Consider the following 10546-nt stretch of genomic DNA (forward strand, 5'->3'; position numbering starts at 1 on the left):
GTCAGCCCGAGCTGGGACACGATGTGGTTCCCGCATGCCTTCATCGGCGTGATGGAGCAATTGCAGCATGCGGTGAAGACAGGCGCGCCGCCGGCATTATCGGTGGCCGACAACGTCAAGACGATGGCGCTGGTCGAAGCCGGCTATCGCTCGATCGACGAGGGCCGCACCGTCAAACTTTCCGAAATCTCGATAAAATCAGCCAACTGAATCGCTTACAGGGAGGAATTCACATCATGATGCAGGCAGGTATTTTCACCGGCTATTTCCCGTACGGGCTCGAAGAGACGGCGAAGAAGATCCGCGGGCTCGGTTTCAACACGGTGCAGCTCGACCTGCATTTTAGGGATGTCGATCTGTCGGCCGGGCAGATCACTGAGGAAAAGGCCAAGCAGGTGCGCGACGTCTTCCGCGACAACAACCTGCCGATCTGCTGCGTGTCGGGCTACACCAACATTATCCACCCCGATAAAGTCGAGCGCGACAAGCGCGTCGGCTATCTCAAGGAAATCATCCGCAATGCGCGCGCCTTCGGCTCGCCCTACGTGATCTCGGAGACCGGCACCTACAACACCGAATCCGACTGGGTGCATCACCCCAAGAACAAGACCGAGGAAGGATTCGAGGAATGCCGCAAGGTGATCGCCGAGCTTGCCCAGACGGCTTACGACCATGGGGCGGTGTTCCTGCTCGAAACCTATGTCAACAATGTCGTCGGTTCGGTCGAGGAGACGGTGAAGATGTTCGCCCAGGTCGACCATCCGGGCCTCGGCCTGCTGATGGATCCGACCAACTATTTCGAAACCCACAACATCGACCGGATGGACCAGATCCTGAACCAGGTGTTCGATACGCTGACCGACAAGATCAAGATCGCGCATGCCAAGGACGTCAAGCGTTCGGGCAGCGACAAGTCGGAAAAGCATGCCGACATCGGCGACGAGGATGCGATGGAGAGCCACACGTTCCGCGGCGTCGGCGAGATCGAGCTGCCGGCGCCCGGGCTGGGCTCGCTGAATTACGATCTCTATCTCCAGCGGCTGGCGGAAAAGCACCCAAACATCCCGGTCATCATCGAGCATCTCTCGGAAGACGACGTGCCGCGCGCGAAAAAATTCCTCGACGGGAAGTTCCGCGCCAACGGGCTGTGAGCGCCGGTTGCGCCGCCGGCGCATGGCGGCGCAACTCCAACCAAGGGAGGAATGAATGTTGAAATTCGCATTGAAAGTGGCTGCCGCGGCAACGCTGGTAGCCGGGGTCTCCTTGAGCCTGCCGGCATTCGCGCAGGACGGCCAGAAGACCTTCTATCTGCTGTCGCATGGTGGCCCTTCGGACGCGTTCTGGATCGACTGGAATGCCGGCGCGACCAAGGCCTGCGACCAGCTCAAGGTGACCTGCAAGATCTCGTTCAGCGGCGGCGACATGGCGGCGCAGAAGGAGGCTTTCAACTCGGCGCTCGCCGCCAAGCCGGACGGCATCGCTACCACCTCGGCTCAGCCCGGCCTGTGGACGGAGGAGGTGAAGGCCGCCAAGGCCGCCGGCATACCGATCGTGTTCTTCAACACCGATGATCCGGCGACCGGGCGGCAGGCCTATGTCGGGGCCGACCTCAGGGAAGCGGGCGTCATCTGGGCCAAGTATCTCGTCGACCACAAGATGGTGAAGCAGGGCGACAAGGTGTTCCTGCCGGTCGAAGTGCCGGGCGCCAGCTACCAGCAGCTCGAGACCGAGGGCATCGCCAGCGTCTTCGATCCGCTCGGCATCAAGTACGACGTGGTCGATTGCGGCACCGACCCGGCCGGCATCATCGCCAAGATGACCGACTACATGGTCGCCAACAATCCGCCGGCAATCATTGCACTGGGCGATTCCGTGGCAGCAAGCATCAAACGCGTCTTCGACGGGGCCGGTGTGTCGGCCGGCAAGGTCCCGGTCGTCGGCTGGGGCAACTCAAAGGAGACGGCCGAGGCGGTCAAGTCCGGCTTCGTCAATGCTGCGGCCTGGCAGTACCCGTCGGCGCAGGGCTTCATGCCGGTGGCGCTGCTCGGGCTTGCGGCCTCTGGCGAGCCGGTCGGCTACGACATTCACACATTCAGCCTCTACGACGCCTCGAGCGTCGAGCCGATCCTGAAACTCTACAACAAGTGACGACAATCGGCGCCCGCCCCGAAATGGCGGGCGCCGGACGAAACGCATGGTCCTGACAGATATGGCAATCACAGCAGACGACGACACGCAGCGAGCGAAGGGCAGGTCTGCGCTGCTGCGTTCGCCGCAATTCTCCTCGCTCATCATCCTCATCGTGCTGCTCGTGGTGTTCGCCATCGCCGACGGCAACTTCCTGTCGCCGCTCAACATATCCAACATGATGGCGTTCCTGCCCGAGCTCGGCATCATCGCTCTCGGCATGACGCTGCTGCTGACGGCGGGCGAGTTCGATCTGTCGGTCGGCGCCGTGTTCGGCCTTGCGCCCGTCGTGGTGATGCTGCTGGTGCAGAATGGCGGTATCGACATCGGCGTCGCCCTCCTGGCCGGGCTTGTGCTGTGCATCGCGATCGGCGCCATCAACGGGCTGATCGTCACCAAGATCGGCATTTCCTCGTTCCTGGTCACGCTGTCGATGCTGCTCGTCGTGCGCGGCGCGGCGCTCTACATCACGCAGGGATTCCCCCTGAAGTCGTGGGACCAGCCCGGCTTCTTCGTCACGCTGCTTGCCGGCAGCTTCAATGTAGGCTCGTTCCGGTTCTACACCTCGCTCTGGTGGTTCATCGGCCTGTCGCTGCTGGCGATTTACATCCTGCGCTACGCCAAGCTCGGCAACTGGATCAGCGCCATCGGCAGCAACCGCAACGCAGCGGTGGCGCGCGGCGTGCCGGCCGACGCGGTCAAGATCTGGCTGTTCATCCTGACCTCGGTGGTGGCCGGGCTGGCCGGCATGATCAGCGCGTTCCGGATCTCGGCCGCCTCGCCGGTGGCCGGCACCGGCTACGAACTCGAAGTGATCGCCATGGTGGTGGTCGGCGGCACGGCGCTCACCGGCGGGCGCGGCACCATCCTCGGCACCATCGTCGGCGCGCTGATGCTGCGCGCCATCCGCAACGGCATCGTGCTGATCGGCGTGCCGGGCTTGGCATACAACATCTTCGTCGGCGTCATCATCCTCGCCATGCTCATCCTGCACGCTTTGCTGCAGAAGAACGCCGCAAGGAGCTGACGATGGAAGTGCTGCGTCTGCAAGACCTGCAAAAGTCCTTCGGCAACGTGCGTGCGCTGAAGAACGCCTCGTTCACCCTCAACGAAGGCGAGGTGGTTGCCCTGCTCGGCGACAATGGCGCCGGCAAGTCGACGCTGATCAAAGCGATCTCCGGCGTCTTCCCGGCCGACCACGGCGACATCTTCGTGCGCGGCGAGAAGGCATCGATCCGCTCGACGCGCGACGCGATGGACCTCGGCATCGAGACCATCCATCAGGACACATCGCTCGCGCCGGATCTCAGCATCGCGCGCAATCTTTTCCTGGGCCGGGAGCCGGTCAATTTCGGCTGGCTCGGCGTGTTCGCGCCGCTCGATCTCGCCAAGCTTCGCAACGCCGCCTCGGCGCTGCTGAAGCGGGTCGGCATTTCGAAAAAGCTCGATGCCGATGCACTGGTGAGCACGCTCTCGGGCGGTGAGCGGCAATCGATCGCGATCTCGCGCGCCATGCAGTTCGCCGCCAAGGTGATCATACTCGACGAGCCGACCAACAATCTTGGCGTCGAGGAAACCCACGGCGTGCTGCGCTTCGTCAAGGAGGTGCGCGACGCCGGCCACTCGGTGCTGCTCATCACCCACAACATCCACCACGTGTTCCAGGTCGCCGACCGCATCATCGTCATGCGCCGCGGCGAAATCGTCGCGGAACAGACGGTCGCCGACACCGACCTGTTGACGGTGGAAAGCATCATCACCGGCGCCGACATGTCGGCCTTGCTCAAGGAGGCGGGCAAAGTGAAGGACGTCGCATGGTAGAGCTTTACGGCAAGACGCTGTCGCGAAGGCAGGTGGCCGAGCGGTCCGGCATGCTGTCGCAGTTTGCCGGTGTGCGGCTTATGACGCTCGGCGACGGCGTGGAGCGCGGCATCCGGATGCTCGAGTTCCGCACCGGCTCCGGCCTGCGCTTCACGGCGCTGGTCGACCGGGCGCTTGATATCGCCGATTGCGACTTCCGGGGCCAGGCGATCGGCTGGCATTCGCCGAGCGGCTTTCGCCACCCCGGACTGCACGAGCATGAAGGGGAGGACGGTTTCGCCTTTGGCCGGTCGTTCTCGGGGCTGCTCGTCACCTGCGGCCTCGATCATATACTGGGCCGGCAAGACGTGCCGGCCGAAAGCTACAATTATCCCGGGCGCAAGCGGGTATTGCACTCGCTGCATGGCCGCATCGGCACCGTGCCGGCGCGGCTGACCGGCTACGGCGAGGCCTGGGACGGCGACCGCTGCGTGCTGTGGGCGGAAGGCATCGTCCAGCAGGCAACCGTGTTCGGCGAGGATCTCCATTTGCTGCGCCGCATCGAGGCCGATGTCGGCGGCAGCGAGATCCGCCTGTCGGACCGCGTCGTCAATCACGGTTTCAGCCGCACGCCGCATATGTATTTCTATCACGTCAATGTCAGCCATCCCTTGCTCGACGAGGGTTCGCGCTACCTGGCGCCGATCCGGGATGTCGTCTGGGCGGCGCACGCCGGCGAACGCTACGAGGCGCAGAAAGTCGGCTACCGAACCGTGCCGGCGCCGCAGCTGGGGTTCAGCGAGCAGGTCTGGGAGCACGAGCTTGGCTCCGATGCGGCGGGCGAGGTGCCGGTGGCCGTCGTCAATGACCACCTGGGCCTCGGCTTCGAGGTCGTTACCCGCAAGGATCAGCTGCCCTGCACCTATCAGTGGCAGAACTTCCAGGCCGGCCTATATGCGTTGGGAATCGAACCTTCGACGCATCATGTTCTGGGCAATCTCGCCGCGCGCGAACGGGGCGAGATGATCTGGCTGGACCATGGCGAAAGCCGCTCCTATGACGCCGTGTTCCGGGTGCTCGACGGTGCCGGCCAGATCGCCCAAGCGGAAGCGAGGATAGGGTCGATCGCCCGGCAGCCGCAACAGGATTACCCTGCGCCGTCGGGCGCTTTTGCGAGACTGCAGGCGTGACCGGCTTGAAACGCACGATCGGTTGCCGCGGCGGGCGGGAAGTGCGCCGGAATACGGAAGCAGGCGCGGCCCGGCCGGCCCCAGGCGGCCCTTGCGGAGCGCAGGCGGGAAAGCGGAGATGACGATGACGGCAAGCAGGAAGCGCGACTACAGCCTGGTCGGTGAAAGCACCAAGCGCGCCATTGAGACCGGATTGGCTTCGGCCGAATGGTATCACACCGATGTCCCGCGCAAGGCGATCAAGGAGTTGATGCAACGCTCCGACGGGCCGGCGATCCGCGACACGATCATCTGGGTCGCCGCGATCCTGGTGTCGGCCGCCGGCATCGTATGGTTCTGGGCCACGTGGTGGGTGGTGCCGTTCCTGTTCGTCTATGGCGTGCTTTACGGCTCGTCCAGCGACTCGCGCTGGCACGAATGCGGCCACGGTACCGCGTTCCGGACGCGCTGGATGAACGATGTCGTCTACCAGATCTCAAGCTTCATGCTGATGCGCAACCCCGTGCAATGGCGCTGGAGCCATGCCCGCCATCACACCGATACCATCATCGTCGGCCGCGATGCCGAAATCGCCGTCATGCGCCCCCCAGATCTGCTGCGGGCGGCGCTCGCCTTCACCGGTATTCTCGATTTCCGCTATTCGCTGCCGGCGCTGGTGCGCCAGGCGTTCGGCAAGCTGTCCGATGAAGAGAAGAGCTATATCCCCGAGATGGAGCAGCACAAGGCGGTGATCGCTGCGCGCTGGCATGTCGCCATCTATGCGGCGACAGTCGGGCTGGCGTTGTTCACGTGGTCGCTGCTGCCGCTGGTGCTGATCGGCCTGCCGCGCCTCTATGGCAGCTGGCACATGGTGCTGACAGGGTTGCTGCAGCATATCGGCCTGGCCGACAACGTGGTCGACCATCGGCTGAACACCCGCACCGTCTACATGAACCCGGTCAGCCGCTTCATCTACTGGAACATGAATTATCACGTCGAACACCACATGTTCCCGATGGTGCCCTATCATGCGCTGCCGAGGCTGCACGAGCTGATCAAGCACGACCTGCCGGTAGCGAACCCGTCGATGTGGCATGCCTATCGCGAGGTCTGGCCGGTGCTGCTGAAGCAGCTGCGGTACGAGGATTTTTATCTCAAGCGCGAATTGCCGCCGACAGCCAGACCCTATCGCGGCGAATTTCACCAGGTGGATATGTCGGCGGCGGCTGAATAGCCATAGCGGATGGTGCGGGAGCCGGAGATGGCCGACTGGATTGAAGCGTGCGCGGTCGATGACATCGAGGAAGAGGATGTCATCTGCTTCGATCCTCGCGGTTTGCCGCTCGCCCGATGACGAGCTCTTCGCCACCGACGGATATTGGACCCATGAGAAGGCGCATCTAGCCGAAGGGCTGGTGATCGACGACGTCTTCGAATGCCTTGAAGCACATTGGCCGCTCTGCGACCGGCCAGGTCAAGGGCGCGCCGGTCTGCGTCAAGCTCGCGATCTATCCGATGAGAATCGAGGCCGGCAAGGTGATGATCCAGATCTGACGCGTGGTAACCGCTCCAGCACCGCGTTTAGCAAACTCAGAGTGACGTTTTCCTGAGCCGAAAGAGACAGACCGTCGCCGACGGGCGCGCCATGGAGGTAAGCGCCAGCTGACCATGCTGCGCGTGCTGGTCATGGACGTGGCCGAGGGCCGCCGACCGGGCTGAGGTCGATCGTCTCGATGCCGCCGGAGTTGTGCTGAACCCTAGATCGCGATGCGGCCCCCAGCCTGTTCACCGTGCCGGGCTAGAATTTCTTCGAGATCGGCACCGCCGACTGTTTTCTAAGTTGGGCTTTCCGGCTCCACAAGACGGGCACCGACGCCGTCATTGCAGCGCCGGCTATGCCACGGTCACCGTGCCCAGACATATGTGCTTGGCCCTTTGACCCTGATCGAGGAGGTCCTGATTCACTGCTGCTTCTGCTGATCAGCTTTGAGGTGCTGATTGTGCGGTTTGATCTGGCAGCGTTGATACTGGGCGCTACCGCGATCGAAGCGGAAGGACAGCGCCTACCGCAGCGGCAAAACGACCGCCTGAACAAGATCAGTGTGAGGGAAGGAGATGGAATTTATTGGTGCGCAGCGAGCGCGGCAAAGCTGCGCAGGTGATCGTGGCTGGAAAGCGTCGCTACAAAGGCTGTGCGTTGTCAGTTTGGAAGCCGACACGCGTCCGGCAGACGACGGTGATCTCGCTGGCTGACTGCGGCGCGGGATTATTATTGAACGACGGCAGGAAGTAGGCTCGGTGCCACGCCGTGCGTCCAGGACTCGGGTTGGAGTGGATTATGGTTCGGGGTGACCATAGCCGATCTGCGCAGCCTCGAACCTCCAGCGCTTGCCGCATGTTGGGCAGGGGTACAATTTTCACTTTCACGCTCGACCTGCTCCGCGTGTGCGTCAGGATGATGCTACACTCAAATTCTCACCACGGCTCAAGGTTCTCCTCGGCAGCGAGGCTTCATGCCGTAAGCGAGCCGCCCCGGGAAACTGATTTCAATTCCTTCGCAGCCGCAACGAGGCGCGGTCATTCCCGGCGGCTTTGATGAGCTCCATCACCTGCTCAGGCGTGATGCCGTTCTGCTGGGCAAAATGGAAGAGTTCGTTGCGTTCGTTGGACGAGACCCGGTTCCTGTCGCGAAAATCACGCTCGGTTTTGTTGTCCGTCATCATCTTCTCCTTTCAACCTCAATTCGCCGGCCCGAACCGCCCGCTGGAGCAAAACCCGAGACCGCCCAACGCGGAGGCTGATCGAGCCTCGCTAGGGCTGCTGCGAGTAGACGAAAGCTCCAACTGGCGAAAGCTGGGGGAGCTTGTCCAACGCCGGGGTGGGCTCGGTGCACGCCGTGGCATCGCTTCGGCGACTTTAACCACCCGCCCAGAACACGGATGGGAGCAGCCTCGGAAAGATCCGCCCACCAGGCAATGAAGCTACGCGAACACCGAGTTCCTCGTCCTGTAGCATCAGCAGACGCTCTCGTGGATGTCTTACCCGGCATTCTCGCCGGAATGATCGAAGTGGATGGCGAGGCCAAAGGCGAGCGCTCGCTCGGCGATCATATTGACAAGATGGCTTTCGCCGATCGACAGCGCCGGAACGGCCTCTTTAAACGCCTCGAGAGCATGCCGTATCGACAAAAGACCCCGCCGCTTGCGGCTGCTCACATATTGATCGATCAGGGATTCCAGTGGCATCTGCCTGCCTCCGCTTCGGACAGGATCTCGTAGCGTGGCTGCGGAGCAACAGCATTCACATTGGTTAAGAGATGGCGGCGAACGCCATCATGCACGCCGCCAAAAACAGACGGCGGTGGGGCTGGCTGATTTACCCCGGGTTGGAGCGCTACCCTCGGGTAAGCATGGCACGACCGTCGCGCCGGGTTCGGACATTTCGGTGCTACTGCTCCGGTACCGCGGAGGTTTGTGGATGGTTGCGTGCCGCCTCGGCGATTTCCGGAATGAATTTCGTCGCGGTGCAGCTTCGGTTTACATTGGCGCGGGCGGTAAATACCTCTTGCCCGCAGACTTGCGAAGCGAGCGCGATCGGCACGTGCACCGCCAGTGGCAACTCGGTCTCAGCCACTCCCAGATGTCTTGCAACCTGTTGCTTCACCTCCGGCCGGCCGAGCGAGACGTCAACGCCGACATCATCCTTGGCGGTCGGCGACGATCCTTGCGCCGGCAGTCGACCCTGCTTGGCTGTTTGCGACGAGTCGCCGGATTGCTGCGCGGGCTGACTTGTCTGCGCAGATGCCTCAACGCCCAAAGTCAGCGAGGCCGCCAGTCCCAAAAAAGCCCGGAGCCCCAAAGACGCAACCCGAAGTCCGAATGTGCTCATTGTCATGTTCCTCACCGTGCGGGGTTCAACCTGGCGCGCTCAGAGTTCGGTGTTGCTTCGGCCTCTTTCGAAGACAGGGATGTCTTCCTCCTCCTCATCATTGTCACCGGTTGGTATGTCCTCGGCGTAGCTGCGGGTCAGTTCCTCGGTTTCGCTTAAGCCGTCGATCGTCTCATTGGCGCCTGCCCCTTCATCATGACGACCGGTAATTTCGCTGCGGGGCCTTGCGCCGATCGGCTGGTCGACATCGTCGGCTCCCACGAAACCTGGCTCCGCGCCGTGCCTGTCTTCGTGGCCCACGGGGCTGTCCAACACGGCGGCATCCTCCGGGCGAATGGGTTCATCATTGGCGAAGTCACTTCGTCTCGAATGCGAGGTCTCGTTTTGCTTTGGCATGTCAGGTCTCCTGTTCGTTTGGCAAATTCGACGACGCTGGTGCTTGCACGCCGGACTACCTGAGCGACGCACCCTTTAGAGTTCCTGCATCGACGACCGCTTGAAGGTTGCAGCGTCCCTGGGGGCGGAGGCAGTGCCAGAGGGTTGGCACAGACTCCACAGCGCCGCGAAGAACCAACGTCGTGGCCAGATCCACTCAGCCCTGAGAACCGCTCTTGCTCAGTTGCTGGGCATGTTTGAAATGCTGCCGGATGACCGGCGCGGTCTTTTTCGCATGGGCCGCCAGATGTTTTGCCTGACCGTTTTCCGCATAGGAGGTCATCAGCGTCAGGGCTTCCTGGTGCGCTGCAACCTGGGCGTCGATGTAGGCGTTATCGAACGCCCCGCTGCTGTCGTTGCTCAATGCTTCCAATTGGGCAGCATGCTTGCTTGTCATCTCCGGTGCCACTGCGACGTCGTCCTTCTTTGCCGCCGCAATGAGCCGCTTGGAAGAATTCGTGTGGTCCTTGATCATCATGCGAGCGAATTCCTTCACTCGTGATTTCTTCGATTTCCGCAGCGCCAACTCACTCCACTGGATCTCGAACATGTCTGAACTCGCAGCTGCTTTGACAAATTCCTGCGGGGACGTCGTCGCGGTCTGAGCCATTGCCCCCGGGCTGATGAGACCGATGGCGATCGCAGCCAAAAGCACTTTGACGAAATGCATGTTGTGCTCCTGCAATATTGCTTAACTGGCCCAACACGGCCGAGCTGCCGTTGTTCCCCTTTTTGTGACAATAAATACCGGGCGGCAGGCGTAGACCCCGAATGGCTCCTGCTCAGCGCTTTGATCATAGATCCGGCCGTATTGCAGGACCGGTGACTGCGCGGAGCTCAGCGCGGTTCTCCGATAAGGGCACTATGATCGCAGAGCAGCCGACCGACTTCGTAAGCCCAGTGGATGCGCAGGAGTGCGCTGTTTGCCGACCCGTCGCCGTGGGTCACGCCGTCGTGGCAGACCTGTCCGACAGGCCCATGAGAACTTCTGCAAAGCTGCGATGATGATGGGCAAATAGGCCCAGCACCTAGCTTAATATAATACGCGCCCGCTGGCCCGGCCGGCG

At 62.3% G+C, this 10546-nt stretch carries 12 protein-coding genes and 2 pseudogenes; 9 read left to right on the forward strand and 5 right to left on the reverse strand.

The genetic code is table 11. The annotated features are described in order from the left end of the window. The 9 genes and pseudogenes from NKI05_RS31390 to NKI05_RS31430 all read left to right on the forward strand — a co-directional run. A pseudogene (locus NKI05_RS31390) lies at positions 1 to 210 on the forward strand (gfo/Idh/MocA family oxidoreductase); the annotation flags it as partial. 26 nt (positions 211 to 236) lie between these two features. Beyond that, the gene (locus NKI05_RS31395; RefSeq protein ID WP_352765478.1) at positions 237 to 1151 is read left to right on the forward strand and encodes a sugar phosphate isomerase/epimerase family protein; all 915 of its coding nucleotides are present in this window, start codon (positions 237 to 239) and stop codon (positions 1149 to 1151) included. Between the two features lie 55 nt (positions 1152 to 1206). Next, positions 1207 to 2148: a sugar ABC transporter substrate-binding protein gene (locus NKI05_RS31400; protein ID WP_023673173.1), complete on the forward strand. Its 942-nt coding sequence runs from the start codon at positions 1207 to 1209 to the stop codon at positions 2146 to 2148. A gap of 61 nt (positions 2149 to 2209) precedes the next feature. Further along, positions 2210 to 3214: an ABC transporter permease gene (locus tag NKI05_RS31405; RefSeq protein WP_050586906.1), complete on the forward strand. Its 1005-nt coding sequence runs from the start codon at positions 2210 to 2212 to the stop codon at positions 3212 to 3214. Continuing rightward, a complete protein-coding gene (locus tag NKI05_RS31410) occupies positions 3211 to 4008 on the forward strand; it encodes an ATP-binding cassette domain-containing protein (protein WP_023689425.1) in 798 nt (265 codons plus the stop codon). The genes NKI05_RS31405 and NKI05_RS31410 overlap by 4 nt, the downstream gene beginning before the upstream one ends. Next, on the forward strand, positions 4002 to 5177 hold the full coding sequence (locus NKI05_RS31415) for an aldose 1-epimerase family protein (RefSeq protein ID WP_023673170.1): 1176 nt from the start codon (positions 4002 to 4004) through the stop codon (positions 5175 to 5177). The genes NKI05_RS31410 and NKI05_RS31415 overlap by 7 nt, the downstream gene beginning before the upstream one ends. Positions 5178 to 5295: 118 nt before the next feature. Then, the gene (locus tag NKI05_RS31420; protein ID WP_023685252.1) at positions 5296 to 6390 is read left to right on the forward strand and encodes a fatty acid desaturase family protein; all 1095 of its coding nucleotides are present in this window, start codon (positions 5296 to 5298) and stop codon (positions 6388 to 6390) included. Positions 6391 to 6417: 27 nt separating this feature from the next. Continuing rightward, positions 6418 to 6710 (forward strand): annotated as a pseudogene (locus NKI05_RS31425) (Rieske 2Fe-2S domain-containing protein). A gap of 571 nt (positions 6711 to 7281) precedes the next feature. Next, on the forward strand, positions 7282 to 7449 hold the full coding sequence (locus NKI05_RS31430) for a hypothetical protein (protein WP_155927361.1): 168 nt from the start codon (positions 7282 to 7284) through the stop codon (positions 7447 to 7449). A 253-nt stretch (positions 7450 to 7702) separates the two neighbouring features. Here NKI05_RS31430 and NKI05_RS31435 read toward each other — a convergent pair whose 3' ends face one another. The 5 genes from NKI05_RS31435 to NKI05_RS31455 form a co-directional block, all read right to left on the reverse strand. Further along, the gene (locus tag NKI05_RS31435) at positions 7703 to 7876 is read right to left on the reverse strand and encodes a DUF3606 domain-containing protein (RefSeq protein ID WP_023700486.1); all 174 of its coding nucleotides are present in this window, start codon (positions 7874 to 7876) and stop codon (positions 7703 to 7705) included. A gap of 318 nt (positions 7877 to 8194) precedes the next feature. Next, the gene (locus NKI05_RS31440) at positions 8195 to 8401 is read right to left on the reverse strand and encodes a hypothetical protein (RefSeq protein WP_352765475.1); all 207 of its coding nucleotides are present in this window, start codon (positions 8399 to 8401) and stop codon (positions 8195 to 8197) included. Between the two features lie 202 nt (positions 8402 to 8603). Beyond that, complete coding sequence (locus NKI05_RS31445) at positions 8604 to 9044, reverse strand: hypothetical protein (protein WP_023707404.1); 441 nt, start codon at positions 9042 to 9044, stop codon at positions 8604 to 8606. 39 nt (positions 9045 to 9083) lie between these two features. Next, positions 9084 to 9440: a hypothetical protein gene (locus NKI05_RS31450; protein ID WP_352765473.1), complete on the reverse strand. Its 357-nt coding sequence runs from the start codon at positions 9438 to 9440 to the stop codon at positions 9084 to 9086. 196 nt (positions 9441 to 9636) lie between these two features. Continuing rightward, positions 9637 to 10149 (reverse strand): DUF4142 domain-containing protein, encoded by a 513-nt coding sequence (locus NKI05_RS31455; RefSeq protein ID WP_352765471.1) that lies wholly within the window; start codon positions 10147 to 10149, stop codon positions 9637 to 9639. Between the last annotated feature and the right edge of the window lie 397 nt (positions 10150 to 10546).

This window comes from Mesorhizobium sp. M0771, assembly GCF_040320155.1.
Taxonomy (GTDB): Bacteria; Pseudomonadota; Alphaproteobacteria; order Rhizobiales; family Rhizobiaceae; genus Mesorhizobium.